The sequence below is a fragment of the Streptococcus sp. ST14 genome (assembly GCF_046098195.1).
Taxonomy (GTDB): Bacteria; Bacillota; Bacilli; order Lactobacillales; family Streptococcaceae; genus Streptococcus.
This window is the reverse complement of record NZ_JBJUSF010000009.1, coordinates 34,582-54,898: the sequence shown is the minus strand read 5'-3', so window position 1 is coordinate 54,898 and position 20,317 is coordinate 34,582. Positions and strand designations below refer to the sequence as shown.

Sequence of the window (20,317 nt, the reverse complement as noted above, 5' to 3'; positions counted from 1 at the left end):
GAGTTTTTAAAATAGGTCATTTTCTTCAGGAAGGAGGATGGTTTCTCTGCCGTCCAAGTCTAAAATAAGGAGCCTAGGAGGGTAAAGCGGATCGAAAGGATGATTGAAGTCAAAATCAATGCTAGTCGGAAGGTGCTGGCTAGAAAAATGGAAGGTGATGGTCCCCTTATTGTTGAGCAGTTGAAACTCAAGTTCTTCTTCTAATTCAAAGACATTTTTCAGGAAATGATCGATAATGAACCATAAAGAGTCAATGACATCGTCAGGCAGGCTGGTCACGACGCCAAAACTAGCGGAACGTCTCTGTGTATTTGTAAAAGCCATGTTCTCCTCCCCCTTTATTTTCCTTATCATACAGCAAAATGTCTTAAAAATCAAGAAATCCTACTCGTTTTTTCAAAATGGGAATAAACTGTGAAATTTTTTCAAAGTTTCTCTAAAAAATACTTGAAAGTGTTTACAATAAGTGATAAAATGGAGTAAGTAGATGCGTGAAAGCGAAATTTTCATTATAGAAAGGAAACGGAATGAACACAGATGATACAGTAACGATTTATGACGTCGCCCGTGAAGCAGGAGTTTCAATGGCAACAGTTAGCCGTGTCGTTAATGGCAACAAGAATGTTAAAGAGAACACTCGAAAAAAAGTCCTAGAAGTGATTGATCGCTTGGACTATCGTCCAAATGCGGTAGCACGTGGTTTGGCTAGCAAGAAAACAACGACAGTCGGAGTTGTGATTCCTAACATTACCAATGGTTATTTCTCAACACTTGCTAAGGGGATTGACGACATTGCTGAAATGTACAAGTATAACATTGTCCTTGCAAATAGTGATGAGGATGATGAAAAGGAAGTTTCAGTGGTTAACACTCTCTTTTCAAAACAAGTCGATGGGATTATCTTTATGGGCTATCACTTGACTGAAAAGATTCGTTCAGAGTTTTCTCGTTCACGGACACCGGTTGTTCTTGCTGGTACTGTGGATGTAGAACACCAACTTCCAAGTGTCAATATCGACTACAAACAAGCAACGATTGATGCTGTAAGCTACCTTCTCAAAGAAAACGAAAAGATTGCTTTTGTGAGTGGACCACTCGTCGATGATATCAATGGCAAGGTTCGTTTGATCGGTTACAAGGAAGCCTTGAAAAAAGCAGGACATTCTTATAGCGAGGGATTGGTCTTTGAATCAAAATACAGCTATGACGATGGTTATGCCTTGGCAGAACGCTTGATTTCATCACAAGCTACAGCCGCAGTTGTAACAGGTGATGAATTGGCGGCAGGTGTGTTGAATGGTTTGGCTGACCATGGCGTATCTGTGCCAGAAGAGTTTGAAATCATCACGACAGATGACTCTCAGATTGCACGATTCACTCGTCCAAACTTGACGACTATTGCCCAACCTCTTTATGACTTAGGTGCTATCAGCATGCGTATGTTGACGAAGATTATGCATAAGGAAGAGTTGGAAGAACGTGAAGTTCTCTTGCCTCATGGTTTGACAGAACGTCGCTCTACACGAAAACGTAAATAGAAAAAATCAGGGAATCGTGAAGATTTCCTGATTTTGTGTTCTAGAGAAGAGGATTAGCCTTCCATATAGTCTTTCAAAGCTTGTCCTTTTAGTCCAGCATTAAGGGCAATTAATAATTTGAGGCGCGCTTTTTGAGCGTTGAGTTCTTTGACAAAGAAAACACCAGCTCGTTGCAACTGCACTCCTCCACCTGGGTAGGCGTAGACAGGTTCAGCAATGCCATTAAAGCATCGTGAGACCAAGGCGACTGGAATTCCTTTTTGGAGGAGATTTTCCAACTTTTGAGCTGTTTCTTTGGGAATATTGCCTGCTCCGAAGGCCTGAATAACTAAGCCATCCAGCTGTTCCAAGTCTAACATATCGATCAGCTCGTCTGTCATACCGGCATAGGCTGAGATGATGGGAACCAGACCTTGAATATGCTCAAGATCAAACCGGACACGAGGTTCAGCCGTTTTGAAGTAGAGGATTTCTTGCTTCATGATGAGGCCAAGTGGTCCATGTGTTGGGGTTTGAAAGGTGCTGACATTGGTCGTATGAGTTTTGGTAACATACTTGGCTGCGTGGATCTCGTCGTTCATGACGACCAGCACACCCTTGTCGGCTGCTTTGTCATCACTGGCAACTCGCAGCGCGCTCAGATAGTTATATACACCGTCGCTACCAAGTTCGTTTGAACTACGCATGGCCCCTGTTAGAACGATGGGGATGGGCGGAATTTTCATGGTATCAAGGAAGTAGGCTGTTTCTTCTAAGGTATCTGTACCATGTGTGATGACAACTCCATCATAGTTATCAGCTTCCTCTTTAATCTTATGATAGAGTGCAAGCATATGCTTGGGTTTGATATGAGGGCTTGGCAGATTAAAAAAGTCTAGGGCATGAACCTCAATCCCTTCAAGCGGATTGGAAACATGGTTCATGGGATTTTCCTGGCTAGTTACAACGGCACCAGTGGCGTCTGCTTGCATGGAAATAGTCCCACCTGTATGTAAAACAAGGATTTTCTTAGGCATGATTTAGTCACTCTTTCTGAAATGTGGTATAATCATTGTAACACAAAAGGGGAGAATGGGACAGGATGGAAGTCAAGGCTGTTTTTTTTGATATCGATGGAACGCTAGTCAACGATCGCAAGAGTGTTTTGAAATCCACTAAGGACGCGATTAAGATTGTCAAAGAGCAAGGAGTGCTTGTTGGAGTAGCGACAGGACGAGGGCCGTTTTTTGTCAAGGAATTGATGGAAGACTTGGACCTAGACTTTGCGGTGACCTACAATGGCCAATACATTTTTAATAAAGAAAAGGTGCTCTTTGCAAGTCCGATTGCTAAGTCAAGCCTGCGTCAACTGATTGCTTACGCTAAAAAGGAGCGTAAAGAAATCGCTCTTGGAACCGAGCATGCCGTTGTTGGTTCGAAGATTATGTCATTTGGTCTCGGCTCCTTTTCACAACTGGTTAGTCGTTTTATTCCGACTGTGCTGACAAGAACCGTTAGCCGTTCCTTTAATCGAATGGTTAGCAAGGCAGTTCCTCAAAAGGAAGACGACCTGCTTAACTTGATTAATCAACCCATTTATCAAGTTTTGATGCTGATGACGCCAGAGGAATCTGAGAAGGCAGCAGCTGATTTTGAAGATTTGAAATTAACTCGAAGCAATCCTTTTGCAGCAGATATCATCAACCAAGGAAATTCCAAACTAGAAGGCATTCGCCGAGTCGGGAAAGAATATGGATTTGATCTCAATCAAGTCATGGCCTTTGGTGATTCAGACAATGATCTAGAAATGTTGGCGGGTGTTGGGATGTCGGTTGCTATGGGAAATGGCAGTAGCAGTGTCAAAGAAGTCGCCAAGCATATTACGGCAAGTAATCAACAAGATGGTATCCACAAGGCGCTCGAGCACTTTGGTGTTTTGGCTTCAGAAAAAGTGTTTGTCAGTCGGGACTACCACTTTAATAAGGTCAAAACCTTCCACCACATGATGGATGAACGAACTCAAGAAGAGCCACAGGCATGGGATGCTGAAGGTGCAACCCACCGAGCAGATTTTAAAATTGAAGAATTAGTAGAGTTTGTTCGCGCAGCAAGTTCTTTGGAGGAAGAATTTCAAAACTCCCTTGCAAGCATGCATGAGGCACTTGATAAGGCGGCAGAGAAAGTGGCGAAAAAGACGCCTGCTAAGCAAAATCTGGTCGGTCAAGTGGATGCTTTGATTGACACACTGTATTTTACATACGGTAGTTTTGTTTTGATGGGAGTAGATCCAGAACGTATCTTTGACATTGTTCATGAGGCAAATATGGGGAAGGTTTTCCCTGATGGGAAAGCTCATTTTGATCCAGTTACACACAAGATTTTAAAACCAGAAGACTGGGAAGAAAAATATGCTCCAGAACCTGCCATCCGACAGGAACTACAACGTCAGTTTAAAGCTTATGAGCGACATAAAGAAAGAAAAAATAAAAAATAAGAGAAATTTCTTTTCCCTGGATGAAAAATTCGGGGATTTTTTGAGCTGAAAAACCGAACAATTTTATATATATCACTAATTATTATTAGCATATTTGTACTAGAAAAAGAAAAGAAAAAAATGAAAAGATAGTGAAAATAAAACAACGGGAAATTACATTGCTTACAAAGAATAGTTGAAAAGCTAGATACATTACTAATATATCTAGCTTTTCTTTTAAAAAAACATCAAAAAAAGACAAGTCAAATTATTTGACATTTGAAAGTTGATGTGTTAGAATAAATTCAGAAAGCGAATAAATATAAAATCCTCATACTACTACAATATGCTCTTTTTTAAGACAGAGAGTCAACTTGTTTATTTCAGGCCTGTTAACAAGTTGATGTGAGGAGTTCACTCTAGCTTTGAGGTTTAGTTATAAAATTGTGCACAATTGCTTTCCAAATTTTTATTATTTTAATTTTCAAGTTTAAAAATTAAAGAATTAAGAGGTTGAAATGAAGAAAAAATATACCTATTTGACAGCTTCTGTTTTAACAGCTGTAACAATGCTTCCAACTTTTGCACCAAGTGAAGCTCACGCTGCTTCTAACGGATATAGTAACAATAGATACTATACATCATCTAGTCGTCGTTCATCTTCTCGTAATACTAATCGTACTACTGCAAATCGTAGCCGTACATCAAACTATACTGTAAGAAGTTACGGCTACAATAGTTATTACCCAAGCTATAACTATGGCTACAATAGCTACTACCCAAGCTATAACTATGGATATGGTAGCTATTACCCAAGTTACAACTACGGTTACAATAATTGGAATAACTACTATGGCTATGACAACAGTAGCAACTACTATGGTTATAACTACTGGAATAATTACAACAACCTTGCTAGCGATGAAAACTATATTTACTGGAATGGCAATCACTACTACCGTATGAACGACGGTAGCTACCGTATTTATCGCAACGGTCAGTGGAAACCTTTGACAAACAACAGTAATAATAACTCATCTACTAACAACTTGGAAAACGATCCGCACTATCGTTACGAAAATGGTTACCATTACTATGTATTGGATAATGGTGATTATTACTACTACCAAAATGGTAAGTGGGTATTGGTGAAAGATTCTGCTGATACAACAACTCCAGAACAACCGGCAACACCGGCTGAACCAAAACCAGCACAACCAACAACTCCGGTTGAACCAGCACAACCAAGTCAACCTGAAGTTCCTGCTCCAACGCCAGCAGAACCAGAGACTCCAACACCAGCTCCTAGTGATAAACCTGAAGAGCCAACAACACCAGCTGAGCCACAACCAGCACAACCAGCAACTCCAAGTGTTGACCTACCAGAAAACCCACCAATTAATGGTGCTGATAGTGAATTTGATCCATTCAAACCATCTACAGAAACGCCAGCGGAACCAAAACCAGCAACACCAGCAACTCCAGCTATCCCAACAACACCAGGTTTGGTAACAACTGATGAACCAAGTGAAAATCAAATCCCTGATTATGTTGAAAAACCAGCTGAAGGATTGGAACACTTGGCTTGGGCACCAAATGGACAAACTCCAAAATTGGTTTACCCACCAGGTAAACCAGGTGATGCAGTCCTCAAAAATGATAAAAACTACTACTTCGACGGTAGTGCACATTACTACTATGTACCATCTAACTCAGAGCGTACAGGTTACTCAGCATACTGGAAGTGGCTTGGAGGAAAATGGAAACTTCAAGGGATGACTGATCCAAACGATCCAGCTCGTGATCCAAAACTTCACGAAAATACTGCTGATGACGAGTACATGTACAGTGACAAGAACTCAAGCGTGAAACTTTACTCAACTAACTTGGTAACGACTGCTAAAGCAGGTCAAGCATTGCCATTCAAGAATGTTGAAGAGTTCAAGAACTACGTTATCGAAAAGATGAATCCTAAGTTCCTTGATAACGCAGGATGGGATGCCAAAGTTGAATGGGAAATCGAAGATCCAGAAATCTTTGAAAAAACCAAAGAAAACCCATATGCTAAGGATTATGTCTTGATTGCAAATCTTAAGAGTGGTGTTGAGGATAAGAAATACAGTGATGTAGAATTTGGTTATGTTAAGTTTGTTTACCGTGTTGAAGCAACAAACGATACAAACTATGACTATGTTTCAAAAGCTAAAGAAGCTTTCGCTAAAATCAATGAAGAGCGTAAAGCTCAAGGCTTGAAAGAGTTGACATGGTCAGAAGACATTTATCAAAATCAAGCACTTCCAAAAGTAAATGAAATCTCACGTCAATACGATAGCTCAGGCTTTGTTGGACGTCGTGATGAAGATGCAGCTGTTGTCGTTAAGAAATGGGCAAACAGTGGTTTGAGAGACTTGCTTCTCGATCCAAATGTCACTGAAGGAGCTGTAGCAGCAGTAGTTGATGGAAACGGTGTATACTACTGGGCATACAGTTACAAATAATTCAATCTTTTGAGATTGACTACTTTCTAAATAAGATAGAGGCTTTAAACAATTGTTTAAAGCCTTTTTGTGACCCAATCAGGACAAACAAAAAGGAGCTCAAGGCTCCCTTTTTTAATGATTACAATGTTTTTTCACTTTCTCTCACGACCAGCAAATCGACTTTTGCATGGCGAAGAATATACTCAGATGAAGAGCCAACCAAGAGGCGTTCAAAGGCATTAAGCCCTGTTGCACCAACGAGAATCAGGTCAACATTTTCTGCGTCTGGAATAGTGCGGGCAAGGAGGGTTTTTGGATTTCCCATTTCGATGACGATGTGAATATCGGTCACACCAGCATCTCTTGCGCGTTTTTCGTACTCCTTCATCAGACTTTCAGCATCGACTTGGAGTTCTTCGTAAACTTCAGCATCAAAGGTAGACACGCTTTGAAGAGCGCGTGTGTCGATAACATGGGCAATGGTGAGCTTGGATTCGTTGCGTAGAGCAGTGTAAACACCTTTGACGAAAGCCAAGTCCGCTTCTTTAGAACCATCAATTGCGACCATAACATTTTGGTAACGTTGTGCCATAATGAAACCTCCTGAAATTTTCTTACTGTTATTGTAATCCTTTTCACTAAAGAAGTAAAGTAAAAATCATATTTCAATAAATATTATTGGAGATTCAATTTGGTGGAGATATGTTAAAATAAAAGAAAACGAGCTAGTAGGAAAGACAGCGAGGGGATGAGAAAGTATGAAAGATTTTGTTCAAGCTTCTAAAAAAATAAGTTTTCTTTATCATGGAATTATCCTTGCGTCACTTGTAGGTGAAGTAGTGATGCTTTGGCAGCTGGAAAGAGTCATGCCCGTTCTTTATCCAGGTTTTGTTGGATTTCTTTTCTTTCACCTAGTCTACCACATCATTTTATTTGTGATTGCAAAGAGAAGTGGTCGCTTGGACTATTTGGTCACGTGGGGGCTCTTTCTCATGTTTAATCTTTTGTATGATTCTTTTATAGCGCTGATCTTTCTAGGTTTGTCTTTTGGTATGTGAGAAAATGCTTCTGTATTCTAGTTGTTTAGACGGTGAAAACCTAGTCGTTGTGAGTTTTTTTCTTTGCTTGCTCATTTCAGGAAACTTGTCGCAATCCCTTTCTAGTGGTATAATGTTACTATCTCGATGAATTGAGGAAAAAAGATGAAAGAATTTAACAAGTCTAGCAAGCTAGAGCATGTTGCTTATGATATCCGTGGTCCTGTTTTGGAAGAAGCCATGCGTATGCGAGCAAACGGAGAAAAGATTTTGCGCCTGAACACAGGGAATCCAGCCGAATTTGGTTTTACAGCGCCAGATGAGGTCATTCATGACTTGATTATGAATGCGCGTGATAGTGAAGGTTACTCTGATTCTAAAGGGATTTTCTCAGCTCGTAAGGCTATCATGCAGTATTGCCAACTGAAGAAATTTCCAAATGTGGATATTGATGATATTTACCTTGGAAATGGTGTCAGTGAGTTGATTGTCATGTCCATGCAGGGGCTTTTGGACAATGGTGATGAGGTCTTGGTACCGATGCCAGACTATCCTCTCTGGACAGCAGCTGTCAGCCTAGCTGGAGGAAATGCCGTTCACTATATCTGTGATGAAGCTGCAGAATGGTACCCTGATATTGACGATATCAAGTCAAAAATCACTTCAAATACCAAGGCTATTATTCTCATCAATCCAAATAATCCGACAGGAGCTCTTTATCCCAAGGAACTCTTGTTAGAGATTATCGAGATTGCACGTCAAAACGACTTGATCATCTTTGCGGATGAAATTTACGACCGTATGGTCATGGATGGTCATGAGCATGTCTCAGTAGCTAGTCTGGCTCCAGATGTCTTCTGTGTCAGCATGAATGGTCTTTCAAAATCTCACCGTATCGCTGGTTTCCGTATAGGATGGATGGTCTTATCTGGACCTAAGACACATGTCAAGGGCTATATTGAAGGTCTCAATATGCTGTCCAACATGCGCCTTTGCTCTAACGTTTTGGCCCAGCAAGTCGTACAAACCTCGCTAGGTGGGCACCAGTCAGTGGACGAATTGCTCCTTCCTGGTGGACGGATCTACGAGCAAAGAAACTTCATTTACAATGCCATTCAAGATATTCCTGGTTTATCTGCTGTTAAACCCAAAGCCGGACTTTATATTTTCCCTAAAATTGACCGCAATATGTATCGCATCGATGATGATGAACAGTTCGTTCTTGATTTCTTGAAGCAGGAAAAGGTTCTCTTGGTTCATGGTCGCGGTTTTAACTGGCAAGAACCAGACCATTTCCGTATTGTTTACCTCCCTCGTGTAGATGAGTTAGCACAAATCCAAGAAAAGATGACTCGTTTCTTGAAACAGTATCGTAGATAGGGCTTACATTAGAAAAAGCTGGAAACATTTGCCTAGAGCTATTGACAAAAGTATCAGAATCAGATAGAATAGTAAAGTATGTTTAGTAACTGATCACTTTATAGCCGGCTAAACGAATACAAAATCTATGAGGAGGTATTCATCGTGAAACGTACTTATCAACCAAGTAAAATTCGTCGTGCGCGCAAACACGGATTCCGTAACCGTATGTCAACTAAAAACGGTCGTCGCGTATTGGCAGCTCGTCGTCGTAAAGGACGCAAAGTTTTGGCTGCATAATCCAAACGAATTCAACAAAGAAGTCAGTAGGAACTCGAGTCTACTGACTTTTCTTTTTATCTTAAAGAGTGAACTGTCTACGAAATCGGTCATTTTAGATGAAACTCATGGAGGGCTCATTTAAAAGGTCACATACAAAAAACTCAAAACCAGATAGAAGTTACTGATTTTGAGTTTTTGTTTATTCTTTTAAGTGATAAGAGTAGCTAGCGACAACGACGTCTTCGTGCCATCTGAGAGCGTATTTTAGTTTAAGGCTCATTTGATTGTGCAGGATATTTTGCCAAGGCTTGTTAGGAATAAATTGTGGTACAAGAACTGTAACGGTGTAGTTTTTTTGCTTAGCTTCTTGGGCGATTCGTTTGACATATTTAACGCTAGGGGTGATGATGTCGCGGTAGCTGGTATTGATATTCTTTAGAGTGATATTTGGGAAGTAATCGGCAAATTCCTGAAGAATTTCTTGGTCTTTTTCGGCCGTTTCTTTAGTAGAAATGTGCATGGCCAACACTTCATCACCGATACTTTGAGCGTAGTTAATGGCTCCGACACTTACTCGAGTAACATTTCCTACGAGGACGAGAACCAGATTGCCGTCATAAGTGCGTTTTTCAATTCCTTCGTAGAGTCGTAGTTGTTTTGCCACTTTTTGGTAATGGCTGTGAATGGACAAAAAGAGGAAAGTTAAAACTAGGATAATTGGGAAGAATGGCCAGATATCACCCAGTCTGAAGAGGAGTAAAATGAGGACAATGGCATAACAAATGATGGCCCCAAGGATATTAGCGAAGGCAGATTTTAAGAAGTTTGCTCCTTTTTCCTTTTTCCAATGGCGAATCATCCCAGTCTGAGAAAGGGCAAAGGGAACGAAGACTCCGATAGTATAAAGAGGAATCAAGCGCTCAGTATTCCCATTAAAAATGAGAAGAAGGATCATAGCTCCAAAAGCCAGAGTTAAGATACCGTTGGAGTAGCCAAGGCGATCCCCTTTTTCCATAAAGAGATGGGGCATGTACTTGTTTTTAGCCATATTGTAAGCCAGCATAGGGAAGGCTGAAAAGCCAGTATTTGCAGCTACAGCTAGAATCAAGGCTGTTGAGAACTGGAAGAGATAGTAGCTAGCATGACCAAAGAATGAATCACCAAGAATGCCCTTGGCCATTTGCGAGAGGATGGTTTCTCCGTGTTGAGGCGTGATACCCATCCAGTAGTTTAGGAAGGTAATGCCTGCAAAAAGAAATCCTAAAATCAGCGACATGATGGTCAAAGTCTGAGCAGCATTCTTTTCTTTCGGAGTTTTAAAAAATGGTACCGCATTTGAAATAGCTTCAACCCCTGTCAGAGAGGCAGAGCCACTGGTAAAGGCTCTTAGTAGGAGAACGATGGAAAGGCTCGGAACAGTTTGTCCAATGGTTGAAGTCGCCTGATAGTTTAGGGAACCTGTAAACAGTTGAAAGACCCCATAAAGCAAGAGAAAGACGGTACTGAAGATAAAGAGGTAGACGGGAATCATCAGAGAGCTGGCAGATTCTTTCAATCCTCTTAAATTCAAGAGCATGAGCAGGCAGACTAGGAAAATAGAGATATGAAGATTGTAGGGATGGAGGGCAGGTATGGCTGCTGTAATAGCATCAGCTCCAGAAGCGACGGATACGGCTACTGTCAGCATATAGTCAACAAGGAGACTGCCTCCTGCAATCAAGCCCAGTTCAGGGGAGAGATTTTCCCGAGTGACCATATAAGCCCCTCCTCCTTGAGGATAGGCATGAATGATTTGACGATAGGAAATGGTCAAACTAGCGAGCAGTAAGAGGACAAAAATACCGATAGGGAGGCTCCACCAAATAGCGAGAGGAGAGAGGCTGACTAAAACGAGAATGACTTGTTCAGGTCCATAGGCAATAGAAGACAGGGCATCACTGGATAACATTGCAAGTGCCTGCATTTTTCCCAACAATCCCCCTTCGCCGTCTGTGAGAGACTTGAGTGGTCGACCGATAAAGGTATATTTTAATTTTCTAAACATTTTCTTTTCCTTTGCTGAAAATTTCAATAAGTGTTATTATACTGCTTTGAAAAAGAGCAGTCAAGGGAGAATGATTGGTATTAGAATATTTTTACAAGCCGAGGGATGCTATTTTTGGTATAATAGATGGAAGAAAATGAGGTTAGAAGAGATGATTTTTGATACGCACACACATTTAAATGTGGAAGAATTTGCAGGACGTGAGGAGGAAGAACTTGCCTTGGCAGCTGAGATGGGCGTGACTCGGATGAACATTGTTGGTTTTGACAAGCCGACCATTGAACGTGCCCTAGAGTTAGCAGATGAGTATGAGCAACTCTGCGCAACTGTTGGCTGGCATCCGACTGAAGCAGGGACTTACACAGATGAGGTCGAAGCTTACTTGCTTGAAAAACTGAAACATCCCAAGGTTGTTGCCTTGGGTGAGATTGGTCTGGACTACCATTGGATGACAGCACCTAAGGAAGTGCAGGAACAGGTTTTTCGTCGTCAGATTCAGCTGTCTAAGGATTTGAACTTGCCCTTTGTGGTCCATACCCGTGATGCGCTAGAAGATACTTATGAGATTATCAAGAGCGAGGGCGTTGGTCCTCGTGGTGGAATTATGCACTCATTCTCAGGCTCTTTGGAGTGGGCTGAGAAGTTTGTCGAGCTTGGTATGACCATTTCCTTCTCAGGAGTGGTGACCTTTAAGAAAGCGACGGATATCCAAGAAGCTGCTAGAGAACTTCCTTTGGAAAAGATTTTGGTAGAAACAGATGCCCCTTACTTGGCACCAGTTCCTAAACGTGGTCGCGAAAACAAAACAGCCTATACTCGGTATGTGGTAGACTTTATTGCCGACTTGCGTGGTATGACGACAGAAGAGCTGGCAGCAGTAACGACTGGCAATGCTGAGCGGATTTTTGGATTGGAAAAACAATCATGAAAGAGAAAATTCCCCAAGTCGTCGTAGTCGAAGGTCGCGATGATACGGCCAATCTCAAACGTTACTTTGATGTAGAGACCTATGAAACACGAGGCTCCGCAATAAATGATCAAGATATAGAGCGGATTCGTCGCCTGCATGAACTGCATGGAGTGATTGTCTTTACAGATCCAGATTTTAACGGTGAGCGCATTCGTCGCATGATTATGACGGCCATTCCGACAGTGCAGCATGCCTTTCTCAAGCGAGATGAAGCGGTTCCCAAATCCAAGACTAAGGGACGTTCACTGGGAATCGAACACGCCAGCTATGAAGATCTAAAAACAGCGCTTGCTCAGGTGACAGAGCAATTTGAAAACGAGAACGAGTTTGACATTAGTCGTGGTGACTTGATTCGCCTAGGTTTCCTAGCGGGAGCAGACAGTCGTAAGCGCCGAGAGTATCTGGGGGAACAGCTTCGCATCGGCTATTCCAACGGCAAGCAGTTGCTCAAGCGCTTAGAGTTGTTTGGAGTGACCTTGGCAGAAGTGGAAGAAGCTATGCGCAAGTATTCAATCTAAAGGAGTAAGAAATGAAAAACGTAATTATTACGGGTGGCAATAGTGGTATTGGCTACCAGGCTGCTAAACAGTTAGCTGAAAAGGGCTGGTCGGTAACTCTCTTTTGTAGACGGAAAGAAGCTGCTGAGCAAGCCTGTGAGGAAATCTGCCAACAAACAGGAAATCCGCATGTAGATTATATCTTGGCTGATTTATCTGATTTGGAGAGTATCAAGAAAGCGGTAGAACAGTATATCCAAAAGGAAGAGACTTTAGATGTTTTAATGAACAATGCAGCTGACTTTGATTTGTCAGTCAAAAAGCCCATCCTGACTAGGGAGGGATTAGAAAAGCAATTTGCGACCAATGTTGTCGCCCCTTTCTTGCTTTCTATCTTGTTGAAAGGTTTGTTGGAAAAATCTGAGCGTGGCCGAATTATTAATATTTCTTCCCAAGGGCTGATGCTTTATCCTTTCATGAAGCTTGATTTTGAAAATTTAACTGGTCAAAAACATTATAGTCCTGCCAAGACCTATTATCAGAATAAACTGGCCTTGTTGATGCTGTCGCTTTATATGCGGAAACATTGGAAAGGTATCAAAATTCAGGCAATCCGTGTGACCAATGTCAAAGTTGATATGCGCCGCTATGATCACCTCAGCACTGTTATGAAAAATTTGTATAAAATCAAGTCAAGATTTTCAATTAGCCCGGAAGAAATGGCCAAAGTCTACACAGCCTTATCTACAGAAGATAGATATGACGGTTTTTTGTATGACGAGAAATGCAGGGAAGTAAGAGCAAATAAATCTGCTTACGAAGAAGAGGAGCAAGCAAAACTCTACTCCTTACTTGAACAACTGACATTTTCAAGAGACAATCTATAAAGAATTAGAAAAATAAATTTTATGCTTACTTCAATAGTGGAAAGAAATTTAGATATCGAAATCTGTTTGGAGTGATCTTGGCAGAAGTGAAGAGATTATGAAATCTTATGATAATAGTTGAGCAGACCTCAAAATGCATGGAGAATGTGTTACAATAGAGGTACTTAGATTTATTTTGATAGCGTTAAAATAGAAACTTATACGGACAGTGCGAAATGAAAATTCGAGTTGATAGAGATTCTGTATGTATGGGGGACGATGTATTGCCTCATGAGACAGAATTTGAGATTCCTGAAGATATGACGGTGAAAGAATTTTTTGACTTTCTAGAAAAGGAACGTTATTTGCCGTCTGTTCAAGGGAATAATGTTGCCTGGGAACTTCGTAATAGAAACGGGGAACACGGAGTTTATTTCACCAAAACACGAGAAATCATTCATCCAGATGCACTCCTAAAAGAGATGGTGGAAGGATTTGATGGAACACCCTTATTTGTTTTGCTCTATCATTCTACTCCAGAAGCTTACTATAATAGAAAAGAGAATAAATGAGAATTGCAGATTATAGCGTGACTAAGGCAGTGCTGGAGCGTCACGGTTTTACCTTTAAAAAGTCCTTCGGGCAAAATTTCCTGACGGATACCAATATCCTTCAAAAAATCGTGGATACAGCTGAAATTGATGATCAGGTTAATGTTATCGAAATCGGGCCAGGGATTGGTGCCTTGACAGAATTTTTGGCTGAGCGTGCGGCTCAAGTTATGGCATTTGAGATCGACCACCGTTTGGTGCCGATTTTAGCAGATACCCTGCGTGATTTTGACAATGTGACCGTAGTCAACGAGGACATTCTCAAAGTTGATTTGGCGCAGCATATCCAGAATTTCAAAAATCCAGAATTGCCGATTAAGGTAGTAGCCAACTTGCCTTACTACATTACGACTCCTATTCTCATGCACTTGATCGAGAGTGGCATTCCCTTTAGTGAGTTTGTCGTCATGATGCAAAAAGAAGTGGCGGATCGCATCTCAGCACAGCCAAATACTAAGGCTTATGGTAGTTTGTCGATTGCTGTGCAGTATTATATGACAGCCAAGGTTGCCTTCATCGTGCCTCGTACGGTCTTTGTGCCAGCCCCAAACGTGGACTCAGCCATCTTGAAAATGGTGCGTCGTCCAGAGCCAGCTGTAGCAGTGAAAGATGAGAACTTCTTCTTTAAAGTTTCTAAGGCTAGTTTTACTCATCGTCGCAAGACCTTGTGGAACAACTTAACTGGTTACTTTGGAAAGACAGAAGAAATCAAGGATAAATTGACTAAGGCTTTGGACCAAGCAGGCTTGTCACCAAGTGTACGTGGTGAAGCATTAAGCTTGGAAGAATTTGCCAGTCTAACCGATGCGCTTAAAGGACAAGGACTCTAAGATGCAGGGACAGATCATTAAAGCTTTGGCCGGCTTCTACTATGTGGAGAGCGATGACCAGGTTTATCAAACTCGCGCGCGTGGAAATTTTCGTAAAAAAGGCCATACGCCCTATGTTGGAGATTGGGTAGATTTTTCTGCAGAGGAGAACTCAGAAGGCTATATTTTGGAAATTTATGAGCGAAAAAATAGTTTGGTTCGCCCACCCATTGTCAATATTGACCAAGCTGTTGTCATTATGTCAGTTAAAGAACCTGACTTTAATAGCAATTTATTGGATCGCTTCTTGGTACTCTTAGAACATAAGGGCATTCATCCTATCGTTTATATTTCTAAAATGGACCTCTTGTCAGATCGACGAGAACTGGATTTTTATGAGCAGACCTATCGTGCTATTGGTTACGATTTTGTGACTAGTAAAGAGGAGCTCCTACCCTTGCTGACAGATAAGGTTACGGTCTTCATGGGGCAGACAGGTGTTGGAAAGTCAACCCTCCTTAATAAAATCGCACCTGACCTTAATCTAGAGACGGGAGAAATCTCTGATAGTCTAGGCCGTGGTCGTCATACCACTCGAGCTGTTAGTTTTTACAATCTCAATGGCGGGAAAATCGCAGACACACCAGGATTTTCATCTCTGGATTATGAAGTATCAACAGCAGAAGACCTTAATCAGGCCTTTCCAGAAATTGCCTCTGTAAGCCGAGACTGCAAGTTCCGCACTTGTATGCATACTCATGAGCCATCTTGTGCAGTGAAACCAGCAGTAGAAGAGGGCATCATTGCAAACTTCCGTTTCTACAACTATCTACAATTCCTCAGTGAGATTGAAAATCGCAGAGAAACCTATAAAAAAGTCAGCAAAAAAATTCCAAAATAAGGAGAAACCTATGTCTCAATACAAGATTGCTCCGTCAATTCTGGCAGCGGATTATGCCAACTTTGAACGTGAAATCAAACGCCTAGAAGCAACTGGGGCAGAATACGCCCATATCGATATCATGGATGGTCACTTTGTACCACAAATCAGTTTTGGTGCAGGTGTGGTTGAAGCTCTTCGCCCCCATAGCAAGATGGTCTTTGACTGCCACTTGATGGTAGCTAATCCGGAGCATCATCTAGAGGACTTTGCGCGTGCAGGAGCAGATATCATCAGCATCCATGTGGAAGCAACACCTCATATTCATGGAGCACTTCAAAAGATTCGCTCTCTTGGTGTCAAACCTTCTGTGGTTATCAATCCTGGTACGCCTGTGGAGGCAATCAAGCACGTTCTTCACCTAGTTGACCAAGTCCTAGTCATGACGGTTAACCCTGGTTTTGGTGGTCAAGCCTTTCTACCTGAAACCATGGATAAGATTCTCGAGTTGGTTACCCTTCGTGAGGAAAAAGGTTTGAACTTTGAAATTGAAGTCGATGGCGGTATTGATGACCAGACCATTGCTCAGGCCAAAGAAGCTGGTGCTACAGTTTTTGTAGCAGGGTCTTATGTCTTTAAGGGAGATGTCAATGAACGAGTGCAAACTCTCAGAAAACAATTGGACTAGGGTTGCCGTTTTTGCCGGCGGGGATCGCGGTCATTATCGGACGGATTTTGATTGCTTTGTCGGTGTGGATCGCGGTTCGCTCTGGGTCTTGGAAGAAGATCTGCCTCTCACTCTAGCAATTGGGGATTTTGATTCGGTGACTGCAGACGAACGCCAGTTGATTCAAAAACGTGCCCAACATTTTGTTCAAGCTCAGCCAGAAAAGGATGATACGGATCTGGAATTGGCTCTCTTGACCATCTTTGAGCAAAATCCTCAAGCCCAAGTGACCATTTTTGGGGCTTTGGGTGGTCGTATTGATCATATGCTGGCTAATGTCTTTCTGCCTAGCAATCCCAAGTTGGCACCCTATATGCACCAGATAGCGATTGAGGATGGGCAAAACTTGATTGCCTATTGTCCAGAAGGGACCAGTCAGCTTCAACCTCGTTCGGACTATGACTATCTTGCTTTTATGCCAGTTCGGGATAGTCAGTTGAGCATTATCGGAGCCAAGTACGAATTGACTGAGGAAAATTTTTTCTTTAAAAAAGTGTACGCTTCTAACGAATATATAGATAGGGAAGTTTCGGTGACTTGCCCTGATGGCTATGTGGTTGTCTTGCATAGCAAGGACAGGAGGTAGGATGGAGACTGTATTATTACTATTATTAATTGCCAACCTAGCTGGGCTCTTTCTCATTTGGCAAAGGCAGGATAAGCAAGACAAGTACCTAGCCAAGAGCTTGGAGGATCAGGCAGACAATCTTTCAGACCAACTGGATTACCGCTTTGAACAAGCCAGACAAGCCAGCCAGTTAGACCAAAAAGACTTGGAAGTGGCTGTCAGCGACCGTTTGCAAGAAGTGCGAATGGAGTTGCATCAAGGCCTGACTCAAGTTAGACAGGAGATGAACGAGAATCTCCTTCAAACCAGAGACAAGACTGACCAACGTCTCCAAGCCCTGCAGGAATCAAATGAGCAACGTTTGGAACAAATGCGCCAGACGGTCGAGGAAAAGCTAGAGAAGACCTTGCAGACGCGCTTGCAGGCTTCCTTCGAGACAGTTTCCAAGCAACTAGAGTCTGTCAATCGAGGTTTGGGAGAAATGCAGACAGTTGCCCGTGATGTCGGTGCCCTCAATAAGGTTCTCTCTGGAACCAAAACGAGAGGCATTCTGGGAGAATTGCAACTGGGGCAAATCATCGAAGACATCATGACTCCTGCCCAGTACGAACGAGAATATGCAACGGTTGAAAACTCCAGTGAACGAGTAGAGTATGCTATCAAGTTGCCTGGCCAAGGCGACCAGGAATACGTCTATCTACCAATTGACTCCAAGTTTCCACTGGCAGATTATTACCGCCTAGAAGAAGCCTATGAAGCAGGTGATAAGGACGAGATTGAACGCTGTCGTAAATCTCTCCTAGCAAGTGTTAAGCGTTTCGCCAAGGATATCAAGAGCAAGTATATAGCGCCGCCTCGGACGACTAATTTTGGAGTCTTGTTTGTTCCGACAGAAGGTCTTTATTCGGAAATCGTCCGCAATCCGATCTTCTTTGATGATTTGAGACGGGAGGAGCAGATTATTGTTGCTGGTCCAAGTACCCTATCAGCCCTGCTTAACTCCCTATCGGTTGGCTTCAAAACTCTCAATATCCAAAAGAGTGCCGACCATATCAGTAAGACCCTTGCTAGCGTTAAGACTGAGTTTGGCAAGTTCGGGGGGATTTTGGTTAAGGCACAAAAACATCTTCAACATGCCTCTGGCAATATTGATGAATTATTAAACCGTCGCACCACAGCTATTGAGCGGACGCTCCGTCACATTGAGTTATCAGAAGGTGAGCCTGCGCTTGATCTACTCCATTTCCAAGAAAATGAGGAAGAATATGAAGATTAGTCACATGAAAAAAGATGAGCTGTTTGAAGGCTTTTACCTGATCAAATCAGCTGACTTGAGACAGACGCGTGCTGGGAAAAACTACCTAGCCTTTACCTTCCAAGACGATAGTGGCGAGATTGAAGGAAAACTCTGGGATGCTCAGCCTCATAACGTTGAGGCCTTTACCGCAGGGAAAGTGGTCCACATGCAGGGGCGCAGAGAAGTTTATAATAATACTCCTCAAGTCAATCAAATTACTCTCCGCCTGCCTCAGCCTGGCGAACCCAACGATCCAGCTGATTTCAAGGTCAAGTCACCAGTCGATATCAAGGAAATTCGTGACTACATGTCGCAAATGATTTTCAAAATTGAAAATCCTGTCTGGCAACGTATCGTTCGCAGTCTCTACACCAAGTATGATAAGGAATTCTACTCCTATCCAGCTGCAAAAACCAACCACCATGCCTTTGAAACGGGTTTGGCTTTTCACACGGCAACCATGGTGCGCTTGGCAGATGCCATTAGCGACATCTATCCTCAGCTCAATAAGAGCTTGCTCTATGCCGGGATTATGTTGCACGACTTGGCCAAGGTTCTAGAACTCAGCGGTCCCGATCAGACGGAGTACACAGTGCGAGGCAATCTCATCGGTCATATCGCCCTAATCGATAGTGAAATCACTAAGGCAGTCATGGAGCTTGGCATCGATGATACCAGAGAAGAAGTGGTGCTACTACGCCATGTCATCCTCAGTCATCATGGCTTACTGGAGTATGGTAGTCCTGTTCGTCCTCGTGTGATGGAAGCTGAAATCATTCATATGATCGATAATCTCGATGCTAGCATGATGATGATGACAACAGCACTTGCTTTGGTGGATAAAGGAGAAATGACCAACAAAATCTTCGCCATGGACAATCGTTCCTTCTATAAACCAGATTTAGATTAATAAATTAAGAAAAACGAGCATTTTTTACACAAGAATGTTCGTTTTTTTATGTGAATGTGGTATAATGGATAAAATATCAAAATTAAATGGAATGGTAAATAAAAATGAAATTAAGAAGAAGTGATCGAATGGTTGTCATTTCCAACTATTTGATTAATAATCCATACAAACTAACCAGTCTTAATACCTTTGCGGAAAAGTACGAATCAGCTAAATCATCTATCTCAGAGGACATCGTGATTATCAAGCGTGCCTTTGAGGAAATCGAAATCGGCCATATTCAGACTGTGACTGGAGCAGGTGGTGGCGTTATCTTTACACCATCAATTTCGAGTCATGAAGCCAAAGAAATGATCGCAGACTTGCGTGACAAACTTTCAGAAAGCGACCGTATCTTGCCAGGTGGCTACATTTACCTGTCTGATTTGCTTAGTACGCCTGCCATTTTGAAAAATATTGGGCGTATTATTGCCAAGAGCTTTATGGACCAAAAAATCGATGCCGTTATGACAGTAGCAACAAAAGGTGTGCCACTCGCAAATGCAGTTGCCAATGTCCTCAACGTTCCATTTGTCATTGTGCGTCGTGACTTGAAAATTACCGAAGGTTCAACGGTCAGCGTCAACTATGTTTCAGGTTCCAGTGGTGACCGCATTGAGAAAATGTTCCTTTCAAAACGCAGTCTCAAGGCAGGCAGTCGTGTCTTGATTGTGGATGACTTCTTGAAAGGCGGCGGAACTGTCAACGGGATGATTAGTCTCTTGCGTGAATTCGATTCTGAACTAGCTGGTGTCGCAGTCTTTGCAGACAATGCCCAAGAAGAACGTGAAAAGCAGTTCGATTACAAGTCACTCTTGAAAGTAACCAATATTGATGTTAAGAACCAATCCATCGATGTTGAGATTGGAAATATCTTTGACGAAGACAAATAAGAGATAGAACTAAAGGTTGGAATGATTGTCCCAGCCTTTCTTTGCAAACAGAATAGAA

21 protein-coding genes are annotated in these 20,317 nt (G+C 42.1%); 17 read left to right on the top strand and 4 right to left on the bottom strand.

All coding sequences use genetic code 11. The annotated features are described in order from the left end of the window. Positions 1-6: 6 nt before the first annotated feature. Positions 7-324 carry a DUF960 domain-containing protein gene (locus ACIY19_RS04660; protein ID WP_409002808.1) on the bottom strand — a complete coding sequence of 106 codons (318 nt, stop codon included), beginning with the start codon at positions 322-324 and terminating at the stop codon, positions 7-9. Positions 325-527: 203 nt separating this feature from the next. Here ACIY19_RS04660 and ccpA point away from each other — a divergent pair, with 203 nt between their 5' ends. After that, positions 528-1,538 carry a catabolite control protein A gene (gene ccpA, locus ACIY19_RS04655; RefSeq protein WP_001090635.1) on the top strand — a complete coding sequence of 337 codons (1,011 nt, stop codon included), beginning with the start codon at positions 528-530 and terminating at the stop codon, positions 1,536-1,538. Positions 1,539-1,591: 53 nt separating this feature from the next. On the opposite strand, the gene ACIY19_RS04650 is transcribed toward ccpA, so the two are convergent. Then, on the bottom strand, positions 1,592-2,554 hold the full coding sequence (locus tag ACIY19_RS04650) for an asparaginase (protein ID WP_001124808.1): 963 nt from the start codon (positions 2,552-2,554) through the stop codon (positions 1,592-1,594). Positions 2,555-2,619: 65 nt separating this feature from the next. Here ACIY19_RS04650 and ACIY19_RS04645 point away from each other — a divergent pair, with 65 nt between their 5' ends. Both ACIY19_RS04645 and ACIY19_RS04640 read left to right on the top strand, forming a co-directional pair. Further along, positions 2,620-4,011, top strand: a complete 1,392-nt coding sequence (locus tag ACIY19_RS04645; protein ID WP_409002807.1) for a Cof-type HAD-IIB family hydrolase — start codon at positions 2,620-2,622, stop codon at positions 4,009-4,011. Positions 4,012-4,508: 497 nt separating this feature from the next. Further along, a complete protein-coding gene (locus ACIY19_RS04640; RefSeq protein WP_409002806.1) occupies positions 4,509-6,488 on the top strand; it encodes a CAP domain-containing protein in 1,980 nt (659 codons plus the stop codon). Positions 6,489-6,609: 121 nt separating this feature from the next. Here ACIY19_RS04640 and ACIY19_RS04635 read toward each other — a convergent pair whose 3' ends face one another. Continuing rightward, entirely contained in the window at positions 6,610-7,062 is a 453-nt protein-coding gene (locus ACIY19_RS04635) for a universal stress protein (protein WP_000079162.1), read from the bottom strand. Positions 7,063-7,228: 166 nt separating this feature from the next. Here ACIY19_RS04635 and ACIY19_RS04630 point away from each other — a divergent pair, with 166 nt between their 5' ends. The 3 genes from ACIY19_RS04630 to rpmH all read left to right on the top strand — a co-directional run bounded on the left by ACIY19_RS04630 (position 7,229) and on the right by rpmH (position 9,166). Beyond that, entirely contained in the window at positions 7,229-7,528 is a 300-nt protein-coding gene (locus tag ACIY19_RS04630) for a hypothetical protein (RefSeq protein ID WP_409002805.1), read from the top strand. A 144-nt stretch (positions 7,529-7,672) separates the two neighbouring features. Then, positions 7,673-8,887 (top strand): pyridoxal phosphate-dependent aminotransferase, encoded by a 1,215-nt coding sequence (locus tag ACIY19_RS04625; protein WP_000657745.1) that lies wholly within the window; start codon positions 7,673-7,675, stop codon positions 8,885-8,887. A 144-nt stretch (positions 8,888-9,031) separates the two neighbouring features. After that, the gene (rpmH, locus tag ACIY19_RS04620) at positions 9,032-9,166 is read left to right on the top strand and encodes a 50S ribosomal protein L34 (protein ID WP_000831902.1); all 135 of its coding nucleotides are present in this window, start codon (positions 9,032-9,034) and stop codon (positions 9,164-9,166) included. Positions 9,167-9,347: 181 nt separating this feature from the next. Here the strand turns inward: rpmH and ACIY19_RS04615 are convergent, their stop codons facing one another. Then, on the bottom strand, positions 9,348-11,192 hold the full coding sequence (locus ACIY19_RS04615; RefSeq protein WP_409002804.1) for an APC family permease: 1,845 nt from the start codon (positions 11,190-11,192) through the stop codon (positions 9,348-9,350). A gap of 151 nt (positions 11,193-11,343) precedes the next feature. Between ACIY19_RS04615 and ACIY19_RS04610 the strand changes: the two genes are divergently transcribed. The 11 genes from ACIY19_RS04610 to purR all read left to right on the top strand — a co-directional run bounded on the left by ACIY19_RS04610 (position 11,344) and on the right by purR (position 20,259). Beyond that, positions 11,344-12,120 carry a TatD family hydrolase gene (locus ACIY19_RS04610; RefSeq protein WP_409002815.1) on the top strand — a complete coding sequence of 259 codons (777 nt, stop codon included), beginning with the start codon at positions 11,344-11,346 and terminating at the stop codon, positions 12,118-12,120. Further along, on the top strand, positions 12,117-12,680 hold the full coding sequence (rnmV, locus tag ACIY19_RS04605; RefSeq protein ID WP_409002803.1) for a ribonuclease M5: 564 nt from the start codon (positions 12,117-12,119) through the stop codon (positions 12,678-12,680). Before ACIY19_RS04610 ends, rnmV begins: the two co-directional genes overlap by 4 nt. A gap of 11 nt (positions 12,681-12,691) precedes the next feature. After that, the gene (locus tag ACIY19_RS04600; RefSeq protein ID WP_409002802.1) at positions 12,692-13,546 is read left to right on the top strand and encodes an SDR family NAD(P)-dependent oxidoreductase; all 855 of its coding nucleotides are present in this window, start codon (positions 12,692-12,694) and stop codon (positions 13,544-13,546) included. Between the two features lie 215 nt (positions 13,547-13,761). Further along, positions 13,762-14,097, top strand: a complete 336-nt coding sequence (locus ACIY19_RS04595) for a hypothetical protein (protein WP_409002801.1) — start codon at positions 13,762-13,764, stop codon at positions 14,095-14,097. After that, a complete protein-coding gene (gene rsmA, locus ACIY19_RS04590; protein WP_247931582.1) occupies positions 14,094-14,966 on the top strand; it encodes a 16S rRNA (adenine(1518)-N(6)/adenine(1519)-N(6))-dimethyltransferase RsmA in 873 nt (290 codons plus the stop codon). The genes ACIY19_RS04595 and rsmA overlap by 4 nt, the downstream gene beginning before the upstream one ends. A 1-nt stretch (position 14,967) precedes the next feature. Further along, on the top strand, positions 14,968-15,846 hold the full coding sequence (gene rsgA, locus ACIY19_RS04585; protein WP_409002800.1) for a ribosome small subunit-dependent GTPase A: 879 nt from the start codon (positions 14,968-14,970) through the stop codon (positions 15,844-15,846). Between the two features lie 10 nt (positions 15,847-15,856). Further along, positions 15,857-16,513, top strand: coding sequence for a ribulose-phosphate 3-epimerase (gene rpe, locus ACIY19_RS04580; RefSeq protein ID WP_143989937.1), 657 nt, complete (start codon positions 15,857-15,859; stop codon positions 16,511-16,513). After that, the gene (locus ACIY19_RS04575) at positions 16,476-17,138 is read left to right on the top strand and encodes a thiamine diphosphokinase (RefSeq protein WP_409002799.1); all 663 of its coding nucleotides are present in this window, start codon (positions 16,476-16,478) and stop codon (positions 17,136-17,138) included. The genes rpe and ACIY19_RS04575 overlap by 38 nt, the downstream gene beginning before the upstream one ends. Position 17,139: 1 nt before the next feature. Further along, positions 17,140-18,396: a DNA recombination protein RmuC gene (rmuC, locus tag ACIY19_RS04570; protein ID WP_409002798.1), complete on the top strand. Its 1,257-nt coding sequence runs from the start codon at positions 17,140-17,142 to the stop codon at positions 18,394-18,396. Beyond that, complete coding sequence (locus tag ACIY19_RS04565; protein ID WP_096405988.1) at positions 18,386-19,327, top strand: 3'-5' exoribonuclease YhaM family protein; 942 nt, start codon at positions 18,386-18,388, stop codon at positions 19,325-19,327. Before rmuC ends, ACIY19_RS04565 begins: the two co-directional genes overlap by 11 nt. Positions 19,328-19,431: 104 nt before the next feature. Next, on the top strand, positions 19,432-20,259 hold the full coding sequence (purR, locus tag ACIY19_RS04560; RefSeq protein WP_002874197.1) for a pur operon repressor: 828 nt from the start codon (positions 19,432-19,434) through the stop codon (positions 20,257-20,259). Positions 20,260-20,317 lie beyond the last annotated feature (58 nt).